Below are 23,644 nucleotides of genomic sequence, written 5' to 3'. Positions count from 1 at the left end.
TTCCAGCTTAATTTAATTAATGAATTGCACTGCTCTTAACATGCGTTCCAGCAGAAGCGAAAGCGCAGATGGATTCGGATGCGCATGAGATTGTCGATGCAATAAGCGGGCAAACCCGGAATACGTTTGTCATGATTGAAAATTTGCTGGATTGGTTTCGCAGTCAGAAGGAGGGGGTTGTTCTTCATCCGCAGTGGTGGGGACTGTCCGCCATTGCGGATGAAGCCTTCCGGATGCTGCAGATTAAGAGCGGAACGAAACGGGTGAAGGTTGATTTCGACATACATGCTGAAATCAAGATATATACGGACAGGGAAGCCGTTATGGTTATTCTCCGCAATCTATTGTCTAATGCGATCAAATTCTCCAGAGAGGGAGGCAGCGTCCTGATGAGTGCAGAAGTTGAAGACGGAATAGTCACAGTATCCATCAAAGACAACGGTGTCGGCATGTCGCCTGAACAGGTAGGGTCGCTGTTCGATCCCATGCAATTCGCCTCCACGGCAGGAACGGCGGGAGAACGGGGAACCGGATTGGGCTTGCACGTCTGTCGGCAATTTGTACGGATGAGCGGTGGACAGATATGGGCGGAAAGCACGCCACAGCAGGGAAGTATCTTCCATTTCTCGCTGCGCGGTTTCGGCATTGGAGGTGAAGGTGCATGAGGGTTGTCATCATTGACGATGATCAAGCAATGCTGACGGTTATGAAGCGGCGTCTGGCGCGCATAGAAGGAATAGAAGTAGCGGCAAGCTTGCGGCAAGTGCCGGATGCGCTGGACTATTTTCGCAACCATACTGCGGATCTTGTATTTATCGATATCGAGATTGCAGGAGATAACGGCTTGCAGCTGGCGCGGGAATTGCGAGAGCGCCATCAGGAGCTGGATATTGTGTTCGTAACATCCCACAGGGAATACGCCCTGGATGCCTTCGACGCCTATCCGCTCGATTACATGGTGAAGCCGATCTCCGCTCCTCGGTTGTCGGAGACTGTGGAGCGGGCGAAGAGAAAGCGCCAGGAACAGCCGGGGGCCGGCGGCGATGCGAATGAACCCAAGCGATTGGTCGTACAGGGGCTGGGAAGTCTGACGGTAAGCGACAGACAGGGCAACGTAGTGAAATGGATATCCAGCAAAAGCAAGGAGCTGTTTGCGTTCTTGCTCCTGAACCACGGGAAAACCGTTTCCAGGAGCCTCATTATTGAACATGTGTTTCCCGATATGCCGTTGAATAATTCAAAAACCTACCTTCACACGGCGGTTTACCAGCTTCGCAAAGCACTCTCTTCACAAGGGCTTCGAGAGATGGTCGTATCGAATCATAATCAGTACCGTCTGGAATTAGCTTCTGTGGAAGTTGACTTTATCGATTTCGAGCATAAAGTAGCGGCTCTCGGAGCTATTCATGAATCTAGCTTGGAGGATGCTTTAACCTTGGAGCAGCAGCATGCGGGTGAGCTGTTCGGGGAGCTGTCGTATGTATGGGCCATTCCGGAGCAAGAGCGATTGGGCTATCTGTATGATCATTTCGCCAAGCGATTAATCCGCATGCTCATGGACGGACAGCAGGTCGAAGCTGCGCTGCCCATTGCAAGGAAGCTGGTCCGGCGTCAAGAGCTGGATGAAGAGGCTAATCTGCTGCTCATGCAGGTGTTAGGCGAAATGAAGGATTGGAAGGCGCTGCAAACCCACTATGAACGTTTCCGCGATCTGTTACAGCGCGAGCTTGGCATCAAGCCTTCCTTCGAGCTTGCCGAACTGCTACCATTTTACAACGAATAGCTAACCATTCCCTTTCCATAATTGCAGCATTTTGCGGAAAAGCGACTTTTCCACTACGTCAAAAGGTCTCATCATCTCGTAATCTTCATGCTCCAATATATGGCAGTGCCAAACGAATCTGCCGCTGTAGGGAGCGAATTTGGCGATAACGCGAGCATACTTGCCAGGATAGACATTGACAACATCTTTCCAGCCCCTCTCATTTGGAGGAGGGGGATAACGATGCCCAGTTAGTCGGACCTCCTTCGTTTCTTCATAATGCTTCACGTCAAAGTCTTGATAGTCCAAAATTTGAAACTTGACCAGATGAATATGAATCGGGTGACCGCCTGTAGTAAGGTTATACAAGCCCCAAATTTCGATGTCTCCCAAAGCTGGTTTTTCACTGACGGGATCCTTCCACAATTTGTTGTCCAGCAGTCTTATTTTCCGGCCGTAACGGTCGTCTCTCACAATGAGGGCCAGCAATCTGTCTCTTGCAGACTGTTCTTCTTTGTAAAACGAGATATGGTTTAATCTGTTCGGGATGCTACTCCGATCAACGCCTCGCAAGGGGGATTGGACTCGGAACTGCATCACGTATCGTGTTTGCTTCTTATTGATCTCCGGGTCATCCGGAAATTCATGATAATTATCTTTGGCATCGTTGTACAGCACGATTTTTTGATTACGATAGACAGAAAAGTCAATGATGATCTCAGCGCGTTCAGCCGGAGCGAGCACAATGGTCTGCATCGGTACAGGATGATTAAGTAGTCCTGCGTCCGTTGCAATTTGATTCATCCATTCGTAAGTGCCAAGCCGCAATTTATAATATCTGGCGTTGGAACCATTAATGAACCGCAACCTGTACTTCCGAGGCTCTACTTCCAAGTACGGCCAGACCTTGCCATTGACGAGGATGGTGTCGCCCATGAATTTTGAAAGGATTGACGGATTCCTATGTTCAGGATTATCGATAGGGTCAGCAGGAGCAGAGGGATAATAAAGGGAGCCGTCTTGTTGAAAACAGCGGTCCTGAATCATTAAAGGAATATCGTATCGTTCCTTGGGCAAGTTGAGAGAGCGTTCGTTGCGGTCATGGATCATGTAATAGCCGGCTAGTCCGGCATAGATATTCAATCTGGTAATGCCGATCGCGTGATCATGATACCAGAGCGTACATGCTTCATGCGGGTTATCGTATGCATACACCTGCTGTGTAAAAGCCGGGCCGACTTCTTGGAATCCGTTCGTAAACCAAGCATCCGGATAGCCGTCGCTATCCGCTTTTGTCACGCCTCCGTGCAAATGAACGACCGTACGAACTTCAGGCGTGTCTCCTTCTGAGCCGTGAACGGTTTTATCGATAGGCAAGAAGTGTTTGTCGGGCAGCTCATTTCTCCATTTGACTCTGATTCGCTCCCCTTTCGAAACTTCGATTACAGGTCCAGGGTATATGCCTTCGTACCCCCATACCTTAGTATCCGGCATTGAACTGTGTAGAGATTGGTGAAATTGCGACATCGTTACTTCATAATAACGGACTCCGCCTTTGGAAGAAACGGGTTTCAAAACAGGGGGAATGGGCAGTTTATCAATAAACCTGGGCAGCTTCATAAGATCCCACGCTTTCTTGAGTAATGGATGAGGGCTTGAGAATCATCTCTGTTAGAAGTATACGAGGGGGATTGACGTAAACATGCGAAATATTATCGCAAGCGGGAGAAATAGTATTGTTAGCACTTTTTTACTATTTTGTATTGTCACATTATGTATGTGCATGTATAATCTTGGGGGTAACTAGATTTATAGAACCATGCAAGATAGTTTCTGAGAACTAACCAGGTAACTTTAATAAAAGGCAAACCCGAACGAAAGTCGGGGACGCAAAGCCACGGGTCTTCCGTCATGACTAGTCATGGCCTGACAGCCGGGTTGCTTAATGCTAACGTGGTTTTTTTGTGTTCTCAAAAATAAAAAATACTAGTTTTTGGAAGGGGTAAACGGGTTATGGGAGTATGGAACAAGGCATTAAAAGGGATTGTGATCACAAGCATGCTGGGAGGATTGATGTTTTCAAACGGACAGGGGGCTTCTGCAGAGAACGCCTATACATACAAGGACGAGGTATCCTCGTTCAGCATTAACGGCAGCCCGGTGCGAATGAGCGGTGAGCACGTCGTCTGGCGGGGAAAAGGAGCAGACGGTTCCGGTCCGGGCGGGCAAATTCATTATGGCAATGTGAAAAGCGGCCTCATGGTAGCTGTTACCGATCACGGCAGGCCGGCCGATACGCCCGCAATCGGGATGAACGCACAGGGGGAAGCGATCGTCGTATGGGTGGACCGGAGGAACTACCAAGAAGGTGCGACCGATATGAACTGGGATATTTACAGCTACAACGTAACGACGAATACCGAGTCGAAAATAAACGATACGGTCGGTCAGCACAAGGCGCCGTCAATCGACGGGAACTATATCGTCTGGCAGACGAACCCGAGTTACGAAATGCATCTTTACGATATGGAGAGCGGGGCATTAACCGAACTGGGGAATGGCAGAAATCCGGTCATTGGAAACGGGCGCATCGTCTATAAAGGGGCGGAGGATGGAGATCTGTATGCATATGAGATCGCGGGCGGAAGCCATCAGAAAATTTTGGAACTCCCCTTTTCCCAATATGTAGAGCGCTTTGTTTTTAACGGCGAACAGATTCTGTGGAAGCAGAAAGATCTGGACGGCAATAGCAAGTATACGTTCATGGATCTGGGTGAAAGCAACTCGCAGCCTGTCGATCTGACCGAGCCGGCCAAGCCGGAGGCTGAATATAAACATATGAGCATTTCGAACGGGACGGCCGTCTGGCTGGAGAAATCCGGCGATGAAGTGATCATGAAAGGCGCTGATCTGAATAGCGGGGATGTCTTCAGCCTTGGCGCGACAAGACCTCGGGATTTTGTAGGATTCAACGGTAATGAGTTGACGCTTGTTCAGGACGGGAATCTAAATATCCGAACGATTATTCAGACGGAAGGCGGCTCAAGCCAACCAGCGGGCAATTCATCGAATGCGGATTCCGATCGGCAATCGGAAAGCGTCGTGATCGGACCGGACGGCGGCAAGGTAGCGGTCGGAGAATCGGCATGGCTGTCATTCGAACAAGGAACCTTCGAGGCGAAAACACGTGTAGTGCTGGAGAGCCACTCGGATAGCGATCTTGGAACGAAAGGCAAGCAGGTGAAAGGGATGACCTGGACCGGAATCGCTTGGAAGTGGACGGCGGAAACGGAGCTCATGAAGCCTGCGATGTTGACAATCGCACTGGCCTCCCCTTTAGAGACCGCCGATCTGGCTAACCGAACTGGTGTGTACAGGTATGATGAAGCTGAGGACAGATGGGTCTATGCAGGCGGAACTGTTGATGCGGCATGGCAAACCGTCGACGTTCCGGTGAAGCATCCTGGGATGTATGCTCTCTTCACCTATGAACCTTCGTTCACGGATATGAACGGCCATTGGGCGAGGCAGGAAGTGGAAGTATTAGCTGCCAGATGGATTGTGAACGGCATGGCAACCGGCAACTTCAAACCGAAGCAGTCCGTGACGCGCGCCCAGTTCGCCAAGATGCTGGTCGAGGCTGCGGGGCTTACAGAAGAGATAAGAGATGCTGGAACATTCAAGGATGTGCCGGCAGGACACTGGGCTGCTCCATGGGTCGAACAAGCGGCTGCGGCAGGGTGGATCAAAGGCTACGAAGGCGGCATGTTCAAGCCGAATGCGGAAGTCACGCGAGAAGAAATGATGGTCATGCTGGCGAATGCCGCAGGACTGAAGAGGGATGAATCCGGCAACGTAATTGCCGATTATGCCGATTCCGGCCAAGTGAGCTCTTGGGCCAGGCCATCGGTCGAGGCGGTGATCCGAAGCGGGATTGTACAAGGAGGCGGCGGCCGGATTCATCCAGGAGATACAAGTACGCGTGCGGAAGCCGCCGCGGTCATCTATAGATGGTTGACGATGAAGGGAGAGGTATTCAATGGATAAAGTTGTTAACCGCAGCCGCATATCAAGATGGGGACAAATCGGGAAGTTGCTGCTTGCTTGTCTCGTGCTCTTTACGGGACTTCCGCTGCTGCCGGACACCTTTCTTCCGAAGGCGCATGCGGAAACAACGCTGCAGATCGATCCTGTCAAGTTCAGTTCGGTGTACGGCGGACAGACAACGATTAACTTCAGCTTCGACGATCCGGACCCCAATTCCGATACGCAAGATTATCATGATACGGAGATTACGCTGGAGAGAAGCGGTTCGACTGTTGACATGCTGAGCAGTGGATCGTACAAGACGGAAGAGGCGCATTCCATTGTCTGGGACGGCAAGGTGAATGGCGTGCCGGCTGAGGAGGGCAGTTATACGATCCGGGTTACACCTACGCGCTTTGCGGATTACGGGGAATCAGGCGACGTTATCGTCGTGAATCCGGCTCCGCCGGCGCCGACCATCAAGATCGAGCCGGATACGGACAGCCAGGAGCATATGATCAATGGAATTGCAGAGATCGGTACGACGGTGGAGTTGCAGATGAAGCGCATCCGCAGAGTCGAAGACAATACGACCTACGATAAAGACCCCAAAGAAACGCTGAAGAATAACATTCAAGTGAATTCAAGGGGACCGAACGCAATACCAGTAGATGCTTCGTATTTCACAGATTTTGAAGATTTGACCGATCAATCCCCGGAACAGTATGTGGGTGAGTGGGAAGTTGAAGTGTCGCTACCTCTCTATGAAATTGCTGAAATCCAGGCGTTCGCCACACGGGAATTTGACAAGAAGCAATCGGTAGGCTCAGAAACATTGAGCGTGCTGCGTTATGAAGCGCCCGACTGGAATGTCAATTGGGCGGTTGTGGCGAGCTATTATTACAAAGTCATCGAGAAGCAAGCGATCGTAGATAGCATTGCTAAAATTGCCAAGTTTAACAATATTCCTGTCGAAGATTGCAATGATCAAGTGTGCTATGGGCCAATTGAAGCAGGGGTCAATCTGCTCATTCCGGAGCCTCAGCAAGCTGGGGAGATTACTGTAGGCGACAGCGAACTTATTCACGAAGAATTCGCAAATAAAAATAATTATCCACTTGCAGAAGCGTTCGACCCGGTCAATCTGGCGACGGGCGACTTCGTATTCCGGCATACGAACATGACCGCACAGGCGGTTATACCGCTTGATCTGACACTGACCTATCATAGCCGAAGCCGCAATGACGGTGATTTCGGCGCCGGCTGGTCCCATTCGTATGAGCGGAGGCTTGAATTCCGTGAAGACGGCGTCATCTATGCAGCATCACCGGAAGGAGCGAGCCACCGCTTCGAACCGGCCTTGGGCGGTCATTATACCGGACAAGACGGGATATACGATACGCTCACGAGAAATGCCGACGGCACCTATACGCAGCAAACGCCGCAACGGTGGTCCTACATATACCGGAGAGACGGCAAGCTATACCGAATCGTTGATCCGAACGGCAACACCGTTCAGTTGTCATATCTGGGCAGCTTGCTGACCGAGGTAAGCACGAACGGGGCCAGCCTAACATTCGACTATGGGGACGGAGGCAAAGTCTCGCGCGTCACCGACCACACCGGACGGTATGCTGCCTACGAATATGACGCCGTCAATCATAATTTGACAGCGATGGTTTTGCCCGATGGGGCAACAATCGGATACCAATACGACGACAAGCATCGGTTGATTGAAATTTTCAATCCGAACGAAACGATGTCGCTGATCAATGAATACGACGATCTGGATCGCGTCGTGAGTCAGCGGGATTTTGCAGGCGTACAGGGCAGTATCCAATACTTTCCGGAAGAGATGCGGACGGTCACGACCGATGCGCTTGGCCGGGAGACTGTCTACGGCTACGACGAGCGTTACCGGAAGACATCGATGGCATATCCGGATGGCACAACGGAACGTTTCCTCTACGACAAGCACGATAACCTGATCGAGATGACCGACCGCAGGGGCAACATATGGCATTATATGTACGACGGCAGCGGTAACCTGATCCGCGCCAAGGACCCGGAAGGACATCAGACGGAAATCCGGTATAATGCCTTGAACTTGCCGGAGGAGATCATCGATCCGCTTGGCAACACCACGACGCTTGCTTATGACAATCGGGGCAATCTGACCTCGGTGACCGATGCGCTCGGCGGTATATCCCATATCGAGGTAGACGACCGGGGCATCCCGAGTGCCGTTACCAACGCCAACGGGGAAACGGCACAGATCGAAAATGACGAATACGGCTTCGCAAAGATCATGACGGATCCGCTGGGAGGCCGTCAGGAGCTGATCCGCGATCCGCTTCATCGGGTGAAATGGATCGTGGATGCGCTGGATGGCCGGACGGGGCTGGAATATGATCCGCGTGACCGAGTAACCGCGCGTATCGACGAGCTTGGCCATATTGAGCGATACGAGTATGACAAAGACAGCAACCTGACCGCATACATTGATGCGGAAGGGGGGCGTACCCTCTATACGTATGACAGCTTCGCCAGAGTGACAGCCGTTACCGATGCCATGGGGAATAAAACCCGATTCCAGTACAATGACGTCGGCAATCTGACGAAGCGGATCGACCCGAACGGAGCCGAGACGGTATATGCCTACAATACGGCGGACCGTCTGGAGACTGTGGCCGATCCGGAAGGGAACGTAAGCTGGTATGCCTACGACGGGAACGGCAATCTGATCCGGTATACCGACCCGAATGGCGGCGAAACCAAGGTGGAGTACGATAAGCGGAATCTGCCGGTCAAGGTGACCGACGCAGCGGGCGGCGAGATGCGGCTAAGCTATGATGCGGCCGGCCGGCTGACGCAGGAGACCGATCCGCTCGGCCGATCTGTCCGGTATGCTTACGACGCGCTCGGCAGAATAATGGAACAGACAGATGCATTGGAGCAGAAGACCACTTATGCGTACGATGCCGCAGGACGTCTGATCCGGACGACGAACCCGGGCGGTGCGGAGTGGCAGCTGGAGTACGACCCGCGCGGCTTGCTCGTCAAGGTGACGGACCCGCTCGGACAAGTGTCCGAGATGATGCGGGATGAGCTTGGACGAGTAATTGAATCGATGGATGAAGCCGGGAAGGCAACGACGTACCGCTACGATGCGGCGGGCCGAGTAACCGCGCTGATCAATCCGCTTGGCGCGATGACGGAAATGGAGTACGACGTGCGCGGCTTGCTGACCGTCCTGACAGACGCGAAGGGACAGACGACCGAATACGACTACGATGGGCTCGGACGGCTGCAGCGCGTGACTAATGCGCTTGAGGCCGTAACCGAATACGGTTATGACGCGATGGGCAATATTTCGTCGAAGACCGATGCGCTCGGGCGGCAGACATCCTATCAATACAACTTGCGGGGCGAGCTCATTCGCACGATCGGTCCGGAGCAGCGCATAACGGAGCTGCTGCATGACCGTCTCGGCAATGTGACGGGCGTGACGCTTCCGGACGGCGGAACGACCAACTACAGCTACGATGTGCTGAGCCGGTTAACGGATATCTTGTACCCGGACGGCAAGCAGGTCGGGTACGAATACGACGCGGCTAGCCGCCGAACGAAGATGACCGATGAGCTTGGCACAACGACGTATGCCTACGATGCGTTGAACCGGCTGACGGAAGTAACCGATCCTAACCAGCAGACGATTCGTTATGAATGGACGCCAACCGGGCAGCGGAGCAAGGTGATTTATCCGGATGCAACCACTGTCAGCTACCAGTACGACCTGCTGGACCGGATGACGGCGGTAACGGATGCCGAGGGAAGAGTGACCACCTATTCCTATGATCCCAGAGGTCTGCTTACCTCGAAAAACTTGCCGACAATGGGGCAAAGCGGCTATACGTATGACGATGCGGGTCAGTTGTTGGAGCTGACGCATCGGAATCAATTCGGGAAAATCATGGAGCAAATGATTTACGCGTACGATCCGGTCGGCAACCGCATCCGCAGCGAGCGTCTGTCAGACGGGAACGACGAAGATGATCAGGACGGAAGCGAGAGCGAGGAACGAATCGTAACGGATTATGCGTATGATGCGCTGAACCAACTGGTTCATGTTCAGACACAGAACGCGGAATCCGCAGAGCTTCCGGTATCGACGCAATATCTGTATGATGCGGTAGGGAACCGCATGTCGAAGACGAGCGTGTGGGGCGAAGTAAGCGATACCGAGACATACACCTACGATGCGGCGGACCGTCTGCTGCAATGGACGAACGGCAGCGAGAGCAAGGATTACGTATACGATCCGCGCGGCAATCTGCTGCAAGTCATAGAGAAGATGCTTCAGCTCCCGGAGACAGACTCCACGGTTGCTTCATCCGTATATGGCGCTACGGTGACTGGTAACGTCTATGAGTCGGGTGCTCCGAACGGGGGAGATTCTCACTATGATTCGCTCGCAGTTCTAAGCGAGCCAGAGTGGTCGGAGCCGGAAGTCATTGAGCAATATACTTGGAACGGGGCGAACCGGCTGATTCAGCAGATCAATCGCAAAGGGGACATGACGCGTTACGCTTATGACGGCGACGGCAACCGGATGAAGATGACGATCGATTACGCCGCGGGACCGAAAGGGAACAACGATAAGGGTAATGGTAATGGCAACGGAAATGGAAATGGTAATGGTAACGGTAATGGCAATGGCAATGGCAATGGGAACGGCAACGGTAATGGTAAAGGCCCAGCCAACTGCCATGTGGTGCCGCCGGGCTTCATACCGCCGGGTCTGGCGAAGAAATGCGGTCAAGTGGATGAGGAATATCCGGACATGCATCCGGGCGGACCGCGCGACGGCTGGGAGAAGCAGCACAAGAAGAAGCATTGGGAGCTGAACTTCACCAATGACGTAAGCCTGGCGCTGCCGGAGCCGATTCAGGTAACGGAAGCAGATGCGACGAAGTGGAAAGAGACGTATGTGTACGGTGCAGGCGGCGAACGACTGAGCATGACCTACCTGCCGGCGTATGATGATAATAACGGCTGGGAGAAGACCCCTGGCGCGGGCGGTGCAGAACCGGGCGTGCAGCCGAAGACGCTTTGGTACATGCAGGATGCCCTCGGCAGCGTCATCGGCCTTGCGGAGAAGGACGGACGCGTCTCAGCCCGTTATCACTACGATGAATTCGGTGTGATGCAAGGCAGCAAGAAGATGGATTTGAACTGGCCGGGCCCGGATAACCTGTTCGGCTACACCGGATTAGGGTATGATTATTCCAGCGGCCTCACGTATGCAAGAGCTCGGTATTACCAACCGGAAATCGGGCGGTTTATTAGTGAGGATACGTATGAAGGGGAATTGACGAATCCGCTGAGTCAGAATCTTTATACGTATGTTGAGAATAACCCACTTAGATGGATTGATCCGTCGGGACATGCGAAGGCTAGTGATAATGACGAGTTGGCTAATATTGTAAAACCTCATGGAGATAGGTATGAAGGAATACTAAATTTGAAATCAAGATTAATAAAAGAAATGAAATCATGTTCATTTCCAACTCTATGTAGATCACTTCAAGCTCAAGTTTATGATACTGATTGGGAAGGTTTGTTGAATCAGCAAGAAAGAATAGCAGATGCAATAAGGATGACTTACTACACATATAAAGGGCTTGCAATACCGGATGATGTAAAATATAGAGATGTAGTCTATCCAAATGTAACAGATAAAGTATTTACTCTTCTTAGTAATTTAGAGGTTCAGTATGCCGATGCGAGTTCTTTAAGGTACGATATTAAGTTGAAAACTTTTTATAATGCTGTGAATACCGGATCAGCCCTTGATGTTAAAACCAGTTGGGGACTAAATAGTAACCCATATCTTTATTTTAATGGTAATGTAATGAGATATGATGCGATTGGTAACATAGTATATGGATATTTAGGGAAAGCGTTTGGTATCAATGATACGGTTTTATTTATTGGTGGCAGCTATGCTCAATTTAAAGATGGAACATACAAAAATGATTGGATACCTATTACTGGTGGTGACGATCCGTTAGATCAGTATTACATTCAATATGGGATTGATTTGTATAATAACAGGTAGTAGGAAGGGTGATATTCCTGAAGAAGAAAATTATTGTAAGAGTAATAGTTTTATCATCACTTAGTATCTTACTTCTTGGAATATTGATTATTTGGTTTTTTGGAGAATATTTACTACCAACTCCGCCCAAATGGAATGAATAAGAGAGTAGCCACATGTGAGTGTAACAACTCCATGTGGTTTTTTTTTTGATAGTAACACCCACCCAGTGGCGAATGAATCGGGCGGTACGTCTCGAAAAGACTTAACCCTCATCATACCCGTATGATATTCCCTAAATATGATTGTACGCACGTAAATGCTTTGATTTTATAACCTAATTAACGATTCGGCATTACATCTAACAGGTTCATTATGGTCAGGTACTACCATGATTGACCTGTTTTTTGTTATGTTCGCTTTCTTGCGTTTTTTCTAATTTGAGTTGCAACTGTGCAATCCCCTGTCTCGATAGAGAGGTTGAAAAGGTCAGATGTCGCATCTTCTTGTATGGATAGCACGACAATTTATAGTATAGGCGGCAAACTTGAAGCATTTTGATTTTGTCCGCAACTAACTGACAATTATGATGCGATTGCTATAGTGAACGAACAATCTGGTAACGTGCCAGTTGATATATACAGGTAAGGCAATGTGAAGGCTAGCCATACACCTTCCTGACTTCATAGCCGCCGCAGGGCGGAACACTCAATAGGAGGGCAACAAAATGAAAGACCTATGGTTGAAAAAGAACAGCCAAGCCGCCAATACGTACATGGATGAAGTAAGTCGGTCGAATCAGTTCACATCCCACCACAACGGCTATATCAAAGTACCCTTAAAGATTCTACGTTGCATTGGCTTGACTGCTTACGAGAAGCTGATTCTGATGGACTTAATCGCTTATATGAGCGATAAGACGTTGTGCTACCCCACCATCGAAATGATTGCCCGTGATGTCGGATGTAGTTCTAAGTCGATAGAGCGGCATATCAAGGAACTTGCTGACAAGAAGATGATTCTAGTCAGTCAAGAGCGAAAGAACAATACGTATTATCTGCCGAATTATCTTCACTACCACCCGTATTTGCTGATGAGCGAGAAGACACATGAGTTTATTGGCGGTGTGCGGAAGCAAGTCAATGAGCGAGAGTTGACGTTGTGGGTACAAGGGATTATAAAAGGTGACGAGTTCAAAGCGTTTACAGCCCAACTGCAACGACTTCATGAACATCGCTTTCCTATGGATAAATTCGCAGAGAAGGAGATACTGGACAGCTACGCTCAATTCCTAACATCAGAATTAGCGAAGCGATTTCCTCCCGATGTCAACAGGAATTAATGACCTGTCTGTTATTTCAAACGACTTTGTGTCCTAACAACCGTCAGACAGTCTGTTTAGGGCGGTCAAGTAGCCACTGTAGACAAATTGTCTGCGATGTTTACATATTGTCGGTTATCGTGGACGGATTGTCTGCAATGAGGACACAAAGTCTGTCGTAAACAGACTGGCAGTCTCACTAATAAGAATCATTAACAATACTCAATAAACAAGAATCAAGAGAAAAATCATTTGAATAAGAAACAGCAGACACGCCGTATGGCGGTCTGCAATTTCAGGGAGATTCTTGATTCTTGGAAGGTAAAGAGGGAGGGACTTCTCTTTACATGAATGGAGAGATATTTCGTAGTTTCCGCTGTCAGCGGTATGACTGTTCAATCAATCTCTATTAGTTCTTCAATCCTGACATTCAGTGTCTTACAGACGAGTTCCAGTGTCTCTAAGTAAACCCTGTCTACATTGTCAGAACACAGATGATTAATTGTGCTTGCTCGTAATCCTGTTAACCGTGCCAGTTCCCGTTGCGATATTCCTTTTTGCTCAAGTAGCTGGCGTAACTTCACTCGAATTGCCATGCATATCCTCCTGACGAGTAACGCTTAACCGTACTGAATTTATGATGCAATTATATCACCGCTCATGTAGAAAGTCATTGTGTGTTTCGGTTAAGCGGTATATAATAAATTAATCGATTCGGTTAAGCGTTACAATAATCTCAATTATCGTAACGGAGGGGGATAAACAGGATGAATGTTATCGGTTACGTCAGAGTTTCAACGAGTGGACAAGCCAAAGATGGGTACAGTCTTTCATACCAACAAGATGAAATCCGTTCATATTGCCGGGAGCAGGGATGGAACTTGCTCAAGCTTTACAGCGATGAAGGTATTAGCGGTGCAAAGGTAGACGAGGACGAACTTGAGGTGGACAGATTTGGCTTTCGGAGCATGCTAGCCGCCCTGTCTACTAAAACCATTGACGCTGTTGTCGTACTCAATACGAGCCGATTATGGCGGTCTGAAATCGTGAAAGTACTGGTTCATCGAGAGTTCAAGAAGTACGGCGTAGATGTAAAAAGCATCGAACAGCCTACTTACTCCATCTATAAGAAAGACCCGTCTGACTTCTTAATTAATGGGTTGATGGAACTGCTCGATGCTTACCAACGTCTTGAAATTTCAATGAAGCTAAGTCGAGGACGCAATAAGAAGGCTGAACAGGGCGGCTACGCCGGAGGAAGGGTAGCGTTCGGTTACAAAGCCTGCAAAGGTCACAAAGCAATCGAAGTAAATGAGAAGCAAGCGCAGGCAGTTATACGGCTCTTTGACATACGGGAACAGTACCCGACTTGGACACTTGAGAGAATAGCGTCAGCATTGAACGAGGAAGGTTTTACAACGCAACAAGGCAAGTTATTCACCAAAGTGCAAGTGAAGCGGATATTAGACCGCAGAGACTTCTACCGAGGGCTTTACCGCTACGGCGGCATAGAAGCCGAGGGGCTTCATCAAGCAATCATTTAATTGGAGTAGTGAAGGAAATGAGGATTCGCTAACGTATCTTTGCGGCTTCGTCCGCTCGAACTGAGGATGCGACCTGATTATCCGACAATACCCGTAACCATTCAATTGGGTGGTTACTCATGTGTGGGAGTGTAGATTCCTGCCCGTCAGTAACCATTCAATACTAACAACAAGGAGTGGGAATATGATACAGCCTGACAAATTAGTCTACGTGGGGGTAGACCTTCACAAGCAGCATCACACAGCCGTAATCATCGACTGTTGGAATAAAAAGTTAGGTGAAATCAAGTTCGATAACAAGCCTACAGCGTTCCCGCTTCTAGAAAAGGAAGTTAAGAAGTACACGAAGAAGGGAATGTCGGTTGTATACGGCTTGGAGGATGTGGGCGGCTACGGTAGAGCATTGGCGGTTTACTTAACGGAGAAATCCTGTTGGGTGAAGGAAGTCAATGCCAAACTAGCAAATGCAAGACGTAAGAGCCATGTAACGATTCAGAAGTCCGATTCGTGGGACGCTGAATGCGTGGCGAAGGTTTTACGGGATGAATTGCCGAATCTGCCGGACGCAAAGCCGATTGACCTGTATTGGGCAATCAGTCAGCTTGTGACCCAACGTAAATGGCAATCCAAGAGCCTGACAGGGATGGTCAAGCGGCTTCATCAGCAACTTGGCTATCATTATCCGAGCTACAAGAAGTTCTTTTCAGAAGTGGATGGAAAGACAGCGTTGGCGTTTTGGCATAAGTATCCCTCTCCTTCCCGATTGTCGGGCGTGGGAGTGGATGAACTGGCGGTGTACCTCCGAAAGTTGAGCAACTATGCCTTATCGACCAAGAAGGCAGAGCAGATACTAACCCTAATAGCCGAGGATGGGGATACAAGCCTAGATTTTCAAGACAAGCGTGATTTTATTGTCAAAGGTCTTGTCCGCAATATCCGCTTCTACAAGCGTGAATTGACCCGTATCGAAGAAGAAATCGAAAGCCTGATGAAACAGCTAGGCTTCCAATTAGAGACCATGACGGGAATAGAACTGGTTACAGCGGCGGAACTGGTGGCAGAGATTGGAGATATTCATCGTTTCGCATCTCCTGACAAGTTGGCTCGATTCGCAGGAATTGCTCCTATCGCTGTAGGCTCAGGTAACAAGCATCGGAACTACAAGAGCAAGCAGGGCAACAGAGAGTTACATGATATCTTCAAAGCCCTTGCCATTCGGCAGATTGCCGTTACGCGCACCAAGAAAGAGCCTAGAAATCCTTACTTCCATGCTTACTATGAGCAGAGAATGGCGGCAGGGAAGACCAAACAGCAAGCGATTGTCTGCATTATGCGGAAACTCGTCAACGTCATCTATTACCTGATGAAAACCAAGTCAGAGTACATGATTCCAGTAGTATCCAGTGATAATGTGGCATGATATAATCATCATTACGGGCGGCGATTGTGCAAAACAGTCACCGTCCATTTTATTGGAGATTGAACGCTTTATTAACTAGGATACGTATGAAGGGGATATCACGAATCCGCTGAGTTTGAATTTGTATACGTATGTGAGCAATAATCCATTAAAGTTTATTGACCCGAGCGGTCATTGTGGAGTATTGCCCGGTGGCAACATTTACGGATGTTCTTCAACTGATACCACATTAATTAAAATGAAAGTCAATTATGCGAATAATGCAGGCAACGAGTATTTCCAAGGGTTCATAAGAGATACTGCGGCTCAATTCCGTACAGATAATCCCGACTATACTATTACTTCTGATGACAATCTTGAAGATTTGTATTACTCTTTTGAAGATGTTTATAATATGTGGCTTGCCGGAGACAATCAAGCATACCTGTTATCAAATGCAACCACTCAGCAACAAATGGAACATAGACTAAAAACGAATATTGTTAGACAGGAAATAGCCGAAGGCTTCCCAACTGTGAAAGCAGGAATGTTAGTTGGATTTAGCGCGGCAAGAGGAAATCTACTCGATGCATCTCTCGGTTTTGCAGATGTTTGGAATAAAGGGAGTTATAATAGCCCGGATGAATCACTTAAGGATCATTATAAAAGGCATGGCAAAGAAGTTGGCGCTCAGGACGCAGACCAATATCTTAGAAAAGCCAAAGGTTTTAGTGAAAATCTACGTGGGGCAACTGTAAGTAATGTTGAAGGTGCAGTTCCGGGAGTTAAAAGGTATAAAAAGCTAGGTAAATACATTGATTTGGCTCCGGATGGAAGTATTATTTCCTTTGGAAGTTCAAAGCGAAAGTAGGAATTATATGACAAATTGGAGAAATCTCAACATGCACAGTATTTCTAAAATTGAGAAAGTGGTTGCAGAATTTAATGTATGGCCTAGAGAACAGATACCGTTTGCAAAATTTAAGGTTAAGATTCTCGAAACCGAATCAGGAGAATTTATTGGTTTACCAAACATTGCAGTAAAGGATGAGGATGGATGTCCTGATTGGATTTCAGGTGTAGGTAAATCAATTGATGAAGCACTTGCAGATGCTATTAAGTATCTCTACGGAACACTTCAAGGTAGAGCAGAATTGACTGAACAAGATTTTGAATGGTCTGACCCACACGATTTTTAATTACCAAGCCACAATGCGATTAACATCGTATTGTGGTTTTCTTTTTTTGTTCGGCGCGGCGGCTCCATATAGACCCCATCCGGTGACGATTGATTTACTTATCCCTATTCAAGTCATTATTACCCTTGTTATGCCCGTACCAAATTTTATCGAACTGGATTGTACGCACACAGGATGGATGTTGAGTTTTATAACCCTTCTGCGATACATATATTCGCTCAGATACTTTGAAAATCGGCAGATGACATCATATTTGACGGTGATTTTATTATGTTCGTTATCTTGCAATATTTCGCCAAATAAGGCAAAAACGCACAATAAATATTCAAATTTGCTTTGTCCGCAACTTATCTGAGAATTGTAACGATACTTATGGTGTCAGGGGGAACTTACGGGCGGCGGCGGAGCGGATTCTAGTTTCCTTGTAACACAGCGAATAACACGCAAGATTTTAACAAGAAGGGAGGCACAGACCATGTTCGATACGGTAAGACTAAGAACATCAGGCTTTACTCTGAACGGTAGTATCATTAACCAGTACAAGAATAATCAAATGATCTACTACGACAATGAGACAATGACTGAATCCACAAGGTACATCATCCAAGACGTTGCAAACATCCCCCATATGAGATACTACGATAAGTTCTGCACGCTTGAAATCGAAGTATCCATTCCCAAGTATCTCTATGGCGACAATGTACGGATGGTGGGGCAAGCAGAGATTGACCGCTTCTTTACCTTGCTCCATAAACAGCTTTATAGTCTGTTCGGCATCCAAGTCCGTAGCAAGAAAGAATGGAAATGTCTAAGGGTAGATGCTTGTTGGAACTTCCGAGTAGGCAAGCAAATCCATGATTACATGCGACAACTGGCTATGATGCGGCTCCCACGTATGAATACGGTTGTCTATAACCAAGTGGAAACGGTCATCTTCCAAAACAAGAGTAATCGTATTATGTTCTACGACAAAGAATGTGAGTGCAGGAAGAAAAAATGTGCTGAGGATGTTATTGAACGGGCGGCAGGAACACTGAGATTGGAGATTTCACCGCCCGTTTACAAGATGAAAGAGTATGCCAATGGAAGAACAGCCGAGGACTTGCTGACTGAGGAGTATTTCCGTTATGTAATGAATGGAGTTCTGCCGCTACTCCGTTTTACGATGCCGGATGAGTTTCCGTCCGAATGGATAAAGTCACATCCCATTTCTCAAATAGAAACGGCTCTTGGCTTTATCCACTTGTACAGAAGGTTCGGAGAGGGCGGCTTGAAGCAACTATTCAAGGCAAGCACTTTACGTAACCGGATGGCTCTAGTTCAGAACATCATTGAAACAGAATCGTTGCCGCCCTTGCAGATTGACCTAACGGCAGTCTAGTCCTCCATGATTATGAGTTCATGAAGTTCGATGTTGAGCGTTTTGCAGATTTGCTCCAATGTATCGAAGTATGCCGCATTAACTTTATCGGAGCAAAGATGGCTGACGGTATTAGGGCGAATGTTCATCAGCTTTGCTAATTCTCGTTGAGACATTCCCCGTTCTTCCAAAATCTCTTTCAGACGTAAACGAACTGGCATAAGGTATTCCTCCGCTATCGGCGATATTTTCTTAAATATATCACCCGTTTGCCATTGATTGCAACGGTACTACGATATATAATATAGCTAAATAACGCAATACCGTTACATAAATCTGAATTATTGTAACGGAGGGGGAAGTACAGCATGAATGTCATCGGGTACGTCAGAGTTTCAACCAGTGGACAAGCCAAAGACGGGTACAGTTTATCGTACCAACAGGATGAAATCCGCTCCTACTGTCAGGAGCAAGGTTGGAACTTGCAGTACATCTTTTCGGATGAAGGTATCAGTGGTGCGAAGGTGGATGAGAATGCGCTTGAAGTGGACAGAATCGGCTTTCAGAGCATGTTAGCCGCCCTAGCCACACGAACCTATGAAGCTGTTGTAGTGCTTAATACAAGCCGTTTATGGCGGTCTGACATCGTTAAGGTGTTAGTTCATCGGGAGTTCAAGAAGTACGGCGTAGATGTGAAAAGCATCGAGCAGCCGACCTACTCCATTCACAAGAAAGACCCAAGTGATTTCCTTATCAACGGTCTGATGGAACTGCTCGATGCTTACCAACGGCTTGAAATCTCGATGAAGCTGAGCCGAGGACGCAATAAGAAAGCACAGCAGGGCGGCTATGCCGGAGGTCGGGCGGCGTTCGGATATAAAGCCAAGAAAGGTCAGAAGGCAATCGAAATCAATCTCGATGAAGCTTCAGCAGTACAACGAGTATTTGAATTAAAGGAACTGTTCCCTGACTGGTCATTATCGGAATTGGCGTATCAGATGAATTATGACCGCTTTACGACAGCGCAAGGCAAAAAGTTTACGAAGGTTCAGGTCAAGCGAATCCTTGACCGTAAAGAGTTTTACCAAGGCTTGTATCTTTACGGTGACATTAAAGCCGAGGGGCTACATCAAGCAATCATCTAACTGGAACGTGTCGGAATATAGAATTTCGCTAACGTGTCTTTGCGGCTCGTCCGCTCGAACTGAGGATGCGGCTCTATGTTATCAGACTGTTCCGACCATCCGATTGGGTGGTTACTCATGGGTTAGAGTTTTGCTTACGTGTCTTTGTGGCGGTGTCCACTTGTGCTGAGGATGCAATTCTAACCTATCAGTAACCATTCAATCCCAAGGAGTGAAGCAACCATGATTCAGCCGGATAAACTCGTTTACGTGGGGGTAGACCTTCACAAACAGCATCATACATCGGTCATTATCGACTGTTGGGGTAAAGTGCTAGGCGAAATCAAGTTCGACAACAAACCGACAGCGTTTCCACAGCTTGAGAAGGAAGCCAAGAAGCACACGAAAAAAGGCATGTTCGTAGTCTATGGCTTGGAGGATGTGGGCGGCTACGGTAGAGCATTAGCGGTTCACCTGATTGAAAATAAATGTTGGGTAAAGGAAGTCAATTCAAAGCTTTCAAGCAAAAGACGTGAGAGCCTTGTTACCGTTGAGAAAAGCGATTCCTTGGATGCGGAATGCGTGGCATTGGTTCTTAAAGATTCCCTATACAAGTTGCCGGATGCAAAGCCGATAGACCTCTATTGGGCGATTAGTCAGCTTGTCACACAACGGAAATGGCAAGCCAAGAGCCTTACGGGGATGGTAAAGCGACTTCATCAGCAACTAGGCTACCATTACCCAAGCTACAAGAAGTTCTTCTCCGAGGTTGACGGTAAAACAGCATTAGCGTTTTGGCACAAGTATCCATCCCCCTCCCGTTTATCAGGCGTGGGGGTGGAGGAACTGGCAACGTATCTCCGCAAGCTGAGCAACTATGCTTTATCGACCAAGAAAGCTGAGCAGATACTAACGCTAATAGCGGAGGATGGCGATACAAGCCGAGATTTCCAAGACAAGCGTGATTTTATTGTCAGAGGGCTTGTTCGTAACATCCGATTCTATGAGCGTGAATTGAACCGTATCGAACGAGAAATCGAAAGCCTGATGAAACAGCTAGGCTTCCAATTGGAAACAATGACAGGCATAGAACTGGTTACAGCGGCGGAACTGGTGTCGGAGATTGGGGATATTCACCGTTTTGCTTCACCGGATAAACTGGCGCGATTTGCAGGAATTGCTCCAATAATGAAAGGTTCAGGTAACAAGGTAGGTTATTATAAAAGCAAGCAAGGCAACAGAGAACTACATGACATCTTCAAAGCCCTTGCCATTCGGCAAATCGCGGTTACTCGTACCAAGAAAGAGCCGCGCAATCCTTACTTCCATGCTTATTATGAGCAGAAGATGGCGGCAGGAAAGACCAAGCAACAAGCGATAGTCTGCATCATGCGGAAACTCGTCAATGTCGTGTACTTCCTGATGAAAACCAAGAAGGTATACGAAATTCCAGTAGTACCCAGTCAAGAAGCGGCATGATATAATCTTTCTAACGGGGCGGCGATTGTGCAAGAACAGTCTGCCGCCCATTTTATCGCCCATTGTACGGTTTATTAACTAGGATACGTATAAGGGAGATATTTGGAATCCTCAGAGTCAGAATGGATATGCTTATGTGCATAATAATCCGTTGATTTATACTGATCCTAGTGGGTATGTTGCTGAATCTCAGGAATTGTTTGATATTAACTTGAAAATAAATCAACACAAAACGAATTGGCACCATTATAATAGTCTCTATATAAATTCAGTCGGAAGTATTAAGAGTTACTACAAGAGTTTAATGGATGCTAATAGTGCAGCAGCTGATTTACTAAGAGAGGAAAACTCACATTTAGAAGGGATATTAAAAGCTACACAATCAGTTCAAACAGTTCAGATACTCACATATAGCAGGTATATAATTAGTGATGGAACCAAAGACTCAATAACTGTAAGGGTAGATGGTAATAATACCGTATACTATGCTTTACCGCGAGATTCTATTTCAACTGGTGAAAGTATACATGTTCAGAGTAAAGCTAATGAAGAGTATGGTAATCAATCTAAAAAAATTGCTGGTATTATGAAATTACCATCAGATGGGATGAAGAAAATTCCAATCATGACACCTGCCGATATTTTACTTCAAGTAGTAGGTACAGCAGAAGTTCCTACTGAAGGTACAACTACAACCATGGCGAGTATCGAACAGTTGAATGAAGATTACATTGCTACATTTGTAACTCAAGGTGGTAAAGTTGTAGATTTTGTGCCATGGAGAGACCAATATTTCGGAACTAAAAGACCTGCTGACATAAAGTGATACTTTCTGAAGAGAGCTTATGTTTCTCTTCAGCTTATTAAAAAATCATTGATTTGAGGTGGTTTTTATGAGAAGGACTCTCCTGAAACTATTCATAGTTTCATTATGGCTAATTACATTAAATGCATGTAGCTTCACTAATAGTCCAAGTAGCCAATATCGTGAAGTAACCTCAATTGTGAAACAAAAATATGTAACTGATGATGGAAAGTTAATTATAGTAGTGAAGAATAATACAGATGTTAAGAAAAAAAGATCTGTAGAAATAAATAATGAAGAGTTATGGCGTTCAATGAAAATAGATGATTACGTAACATTACGTCTTGACGATAAGATCTACTTGAAGTCTATTAATAGAAAATTAGTATACGATAAGTTGACTGGGGTTGTGTCTAAGAAGTTCAAGGACAACGGGAACTATTTTGTAGAGTTTCAATTTAATGAGATCGGTAGACATTTTCAAAACTATAGTTTAGAGAAATGGAGTACATTTAAAGAAAAACAACGAGTAGTGTTTAAAGTTAATAGTAATGGTGATCCTACTACTTTGATTATTCAATGAGTATGATTTTTACGAGCAGGTGGCGAACGGATCGGCAAGACGTATCTGCAGGCAAATGATCATGACAACGGTTGGAAACCCACGCCGGGCGCAGGCAGGACAGAACCGGGTGTGCAGCCGAAGACGCTAAGGTGAAGTCTCTGTCTCGGTTATAGGTTCTGCGAGCGCTCAAGCAATGATTCAGGGAGGCTATCTAGTCTTAACATTCAAAGCTGGTGCTAATGGGAAATTAGGAGCCCAAGCTACGCTTACCGCAGGTGTTCTGCAGGTGATGTTGGAAAAAGAACTGCAACTGCAAGCTATGCTAGACAGTTACCGTATTTCACTATTGCTGAAGGTGCATTGAGTTATGATGTTGATGAAGGCACACTTCAGGGAATGGTAGGTGGTGGGGTAGGTGTCGCTGCAGAAATTCCAATTTATACTGGAGACTATTTACTTGGATATGAAGTTGTCGAATTTAAATTTAAGCTACTCTCTCCATCATATCCAATGACTGTATCCGAATGGGAAGAGCATTTAGGAGGAAGCAGATGATGGGAAAAATTATAGCGGTTATGTTTGTAATACCATTCATCCTATTGTCTTTGCTGAGCATCTTTTTTCCTGAAATTGCAGTGCGGACTACTGCGTTAAATACATTGAAAAAGAAGCCTTCAAAAGGAGCGGTGAATCGTTATAAAAAATCTGGCTATGTGATGCTTATTGGTAGTATAGTTTTAATCGTGCTAATTATTATGGATAAAGTTAGATTGGGCTAAACAAGTATAAAATTAATAACCACATGTGTGAACTGTAACCCGTAAGATGGACGCCTTGAAAAAAAAAGCGACCTCTTACGGTTATTTGTTTTAATCTGAGTTACGAAAGCTCATAAAATTAGGCGCTGTGGTACCTAACCGACGCGCTGGGCTGTACACTTAGCATGATAGAGCAGAACGG

The 23,644-nt window shown here is 47.1% G+C and carries 19 protein-coding genes and 1 riboswitch; of the genes, 16 read left to right on the top strand and 3 right to left on the bottom strand.

The features are described 5' to 3' along the window. The first annotated feature begins 68 nt into the window (after positions 1 to 68). Positions 69 to 665, top strand: a complete 597-nt coding sequence (locus ACFQ2I_RS07105; protein ID WP_377563111.1) for a sensor histidine kinase — start codon at positions 69 to 71, stop codon at positions 663 to 665. Then, positions 662 to 1,783, top strand: a complete 1,122-nt coding sequence (locus tag ACFQ2I_RS07100; RefSeq protein ID WP_377563109.1) for a response regulator — start codon at positions 662 to 664, stop codon at positions 1,781 to 1,783. Before ACFQ2I_RS07105 ends, ACFQ2I_RS07100 begins: the two co-directional genes overlap by 4 nt. Here the strand turns inward: ACFQ2I_RS07100 and ACFQ2I_RS07095 are convergent, their stop codons facing one another. After that, entirely contained in the window at positions 1,784 to 3,382 is a 1,599-nt protein-coding gene (locus tag ACFQ2I_RS07095) for a multicopper oxidase family protein (RefSeq protein ID WP_377563107.1), read from the bottom strand. Positions 3,383 to 3,615: 233 nt separating this feature from the next. Further along, positions 3,616 to 3,708: riboswitch (cyclic di-GMP riboswitch) on the top strand. 67 nt (positions 3,709 to 3,775) lie between these two features. On the opposite strand from ACFQ2I_RS07095, the gene ACFQ2I_RS07090 reads away from it, so the two are divergent. The 3 genes from ACFQ2I_RS07090 to ACFQ2I_RS07080 all read left to right on the top strand — a co-directional run bounded on the left by ACFQ2I_RS07090 (position 3,776) and on the right by ACFQ2I_RS07080 (position 13,230). Continuing rightward, positions 3,776 to 5,809 (top strand): S-layer homology domain-containing protein, encoded by a 2,034-nt coding sequence (locus tag ACFQ2I_RS07090; RefSeq protein WP_377563105.1) that lies wholly within the window; start codon positions 3,776 to 3,778, stop codon positions 5,807 to 5,809. Next, positions 5,802 to 11,909 (top strand): RHS repeat-associated core domain-containing protein, encoded by a 6,108-nt coding sequence (locus ACFQ2I_RS07085; RefSeq protein ID WP_377563103.1) that lies wholly within the window; start codon positions 5,802 to 5,804, stop codon positions 11,907 to 11,909. The genes ACFQ2I_RS07090 and ACFQ2I_RS07085 overlap by 8 nt, the downstream gene beginning before the upstream one ends. A 706-nt stretch (positions 11,910 to 12,615) precedes the next feature. Beyond that, a complete protein-coding gene (locus ACFQ2I_RS07080) occupies positions 12,616 to 13,230 on the top strand; it encodes a helix-turn-helix domain-containing protein (RefSeq protein ID WP_377563101.1) in 615 nt (204 codons plus the stop codon). A gap of 374 nt (positions 13,231 to 13,604) precedes the next feature. On the opposite strand, the gene ACFQ2I_RS07075 is transcribed toward ACFQ2I_RS07080, so the two are convergent. Next, entirely contained in the window at positions 13,605 to 13,805 is a 201-nt protein-coding gene (locus ACFQ2I_RS07075; protein WP_138754418.1) for a helix-turn-helix domain-containing protein, read from the bottom strand. A 171-nt stretch (positions 13,806 to 13,976) separates the two neighbouring features. Here ACFQ2I_RS07075 and ACFQ2I_RS07070 point away from each other — a divergent pair, with 171 nt between their 5' ends. The 5 genes from ACFQ2I_RS07070 to ACFQ2I_RS07050 all read left to right on the top strand — a co-directional run bounded on the left by ACFQ2I_RS07070 (position 13,977) and on the right by ACFQ2I_RS07050 (position 18,732). After that, on the top strand, positions 13,977 to 14,753 hold the full coding sequence (locus ACFQ2I_RS07070) for a recombinase family protein (RefSeq protein WP_377563099.1): 777 nt from the start codon (positions 13,977 to 13,979) through the stop codon (positions 14,751 to 14,753). Positions 14,754 to 14,937: 184 nt separating this feature from the next. Then, positions 14,938 to 16,173: an IS110 family transposase gene (locus tag ACFQ2I_RS07065; protein ID WP_377563097.1), complete on the top strand. Its 1,236-nt coding sequence runs from the start codon at positions 14,938 to 14,940 to the stop codon at positions 16,171 to 16,173. A 121-nt stretch (positions 16,174 to 16,294) separates the two neighbouring features. Next, positions 16,295 to 17,023, top strand: a complete 729-nt coding sequence (locus ACFQ2I_RS07060; protein ID WP_377563095.1) for a hypothetical protein — start codon at positions 16,295 to 16,297, stop codon at positions 17,021 to 17,023. A 31-nt stretch (positions 17,024 to 17,054) separates the two neighbouring features. Continuing rightward, the gene (locus ACFQ2I_RS07055; protein WP_377563093.1) at positions 17,055 to 17,351 is read left to right on the top strand and encodes a hypothetical protein; all 297 of its coding nucleotides are present in this window, start codon (positions 17,055 to 17,057) and stop codon (positions 17,349 to 17,351) included. 475 nt (positions 17,352 to 17,826) lie between these two features. Beyond that, complete coding sequence (locus tag ACFQ2I_RS07050; RefSeq protein ID WP_377563091.1) at positions 17,827 to 18,732, top strand: phage/plasmid replication domain-containing protein; 906 nt, start codon at positions 17,827 to 17,829, stop codon at positions 18,730 to 18,732. Here the strand turns inward: ACFQ2I_RS07050 and ACFQ2I_RS07045 are convergent. Further along, positions 18,729 to 18,932, bottom strand: coding sequence for a helix-turn-helix domain-containing protein (locus ACFQ2I_RS07045; RefSeq protein ID WP_377563088.1), 204 nt, complete (start codon positions 18,930 to 18,932; stop codon positions 18,729 to 18,731). The two genes, ACFQ2I_RS07050 and ACFQ2I_RS07045, sit on opposite strands and share 4 nt — an antisense overlap. Positions 18,933 to 19,079: 147 nt before the next feature. On the opposite strand from ACFQ2I_RS07045, the gene ACFQ2I_RS07040 reads away from it, so the two are divergent. The 6 genes from ACFQ2I_RS07040 (at position 19,080) to ACFQ2I_RS07015 (ending at position 23,463) form a co-directional block, all read left to right on the top strand. Beyond that, positions 19,080 to 19,856: a recombinase family protein gene (locus tag ACFQ2I_RS07040; protein ID WP_377563086.1), complete on the top strand. Its 777-nt coding sequence runs from the start codon at positions 19,080 to 19,082 to the stop codon at positions 19,854 to 19,856. Positions 19,857 to 20,078: 222 nt separating this feature from the next. Then, a complete protein-coding gene (locus ACFQ2I_RS07035) occupies positions 20,079 to 21,314 on the top strand; it encodes an IS110 family transposase (protein ID WP_377563084.1) in 1,236 nt (411 codons plus the stop codon). Between the two features lie 136 nt (positions 21,315 to 21,450). Continuing rightward, entirely contained in the window at positions 21,451 to 22,140 is a 690-nt protein-coding gene (locus ACFQ2I_RS07030; RefSeq protein ID WP_377563082.1) for a hypothetical protein, read from the top strand. Between the two features lie 178 nt (positions 22,141 to 22,318). Beyond that, positions 22,319 to 22,702, top strand: coding sequence for a hypothetical protein (locus ACFQ2I_RS07025; RefSeq protein ID WP_377563080.1), 384 nt, complete (start codon positions 22,319 to 22,321; stop codon positions 22,700 to 22,702). Between the two features lie 342 nt (positions 22,703 to 23,044). After that, entirely contained in the window at positions 23,045 to 23,239 is a 195-nt protein-coding gene (locus tag ACFQ2I_RS07020) for a hypothetical protein (protein ID WP_377563078.1), read from the top strand. Further along, positions 23,236 to 23,463, top strand: coding sequence for a hypothetical protein (locus ACFQ2I_RS07015; RefSeq protein WP_377563076.1), 228 nt, complete (start codon positions 23,236 to 23,238; stop codon positions 23,461 to 23,463). The genes ACFQ2I_RS07020 and ACFQ2I_RS07015 overlap by 4 nt, the downstream gene beginning before the upstream one ends. Positions 23,464 to 23,644 lie beyond the last annotated feature (181 nt).

Source organism: Paenibacillus chungangensis (assembly GCF_042675905.1).
Taxonomy (GTDB): Bacteria; Bacillota; Bacilli; order Paenibacillales; family Paenibacillaceae; genus Pristimantibacillus; species Pristimantibacillus chungangensis.
The sequence above is the reverse complement of the archived record's forward strand: the minus strand, read 5'-3'. Positions and strand labels throughout refer to the sequence as shown.

Bases quoted from the DNA above. Each gene is read 5' to 3' on its own strand.
- ACFQ2I_RS07055 (WP_377563093.1), top strand. From the start codon at position 17,055: ATGCACAGTATTTCTAAAATTGAGAAAGTGGTTGCAGAATTTAATGTA.
- ACFQ2I_RS07035 (WP_377563084.1), top strand. From the start codon at position 20,079: ATGATTCAGCCGGATAAACTCGTTTACGTGGGGGTAGACCTTCACAAA.
- ACFQ2I_RS07105 (WP_377563111.1), top strand. From the start codon at position 69: ATGGATTCGGATGCGCATGAGATTGTCGATGCAATAAGCGGGCAAACC.
- ACFQ2I_RS07100 (WP_377563109.1), top strand. From the start codon at position 662: ATGAGGGTTGTCATCATTGACGATGATCAAGCAATGCTGACGGTTATG.
- ACFQ2I_RS07095 (WP_377563107.1), bottom strand. From the start codon at position 3,382: ATGAAGCTGCCCAGGTTTATTGATAAACTGCCCATTCCCCCTGTTTTG.
- ACFQ2I_RS07085 (WP_377563103.1), top strand. From the start codon at position 5,802: ATGGATAAAGTTGTTAACCGCAGCCGCATATCAAGATGGGGACAAATC.
- ACFQ2I_RS07040 (WP_377563086.1), top strand. From the start codon at position 19,080: ATGAATGTCATCGGGTACGTCAGAGTTTCAACCAGTGGACAAGCCAAA.
- ACFQ2I_RS07075 (WP_138754418.1), bottom strand. From the start codon at position 13,805: ATGGCAATTCGAGTGAAGTTACGCCAGCTACTTGAGCAAAAAGGAATA.
- ACFQ2I_RS07090 (WP_377563105.1), top strand. From the start codon at position 3,776: ATGGGAGTATGGAACAAGGCATTAAAAGGGATTGTGATCACAAGCATG.
- ACFQ2I_RS07050 (WP_377563091.1), top strand. From the start codon at position 17,827: ATGTTCGATACGGTAAGACTAAGAACATCAGGCTTTACTCTGAACGGT.
- ACFQ2I_RS07080 (WP_377563101.1), top strand. From the start codon at position 12,616: ATGAAAGACCTATGGTTGAAAAAGAACAGCCAAGCCGCCAATACGTAC.
- ACFQ2I_RS07070 (WP_377563099.1), top strand. From the start codon at position 13,977: ATGAATGTTATCGGTTACGTCAGAGTTTCAACGAGTGGACAAGCCAAA.
- ACFQ2I_RS07015 (WP_377563076.1), top strand. From the start codon at position 23,236: ATGATGGGAAAAATTATAGCGGTTATGTTTGTAATACCATTCATCCTA.
- ACFQ2I_RS07065 (WP_377563097.1), top strand. From the start codon at position 14,938: ATGATACAGCCTGACAAATTAGTCTACGTGGGGGTAGACCTTCACAAG.
- ACFQ2I_RS07045 (WP_377563088.1), bottom strand. From the start codon at position 18,932: ATGCCAGTTCGTTTACGTCTGAAAGAGATTTTGGAAGAACGGGGAATG.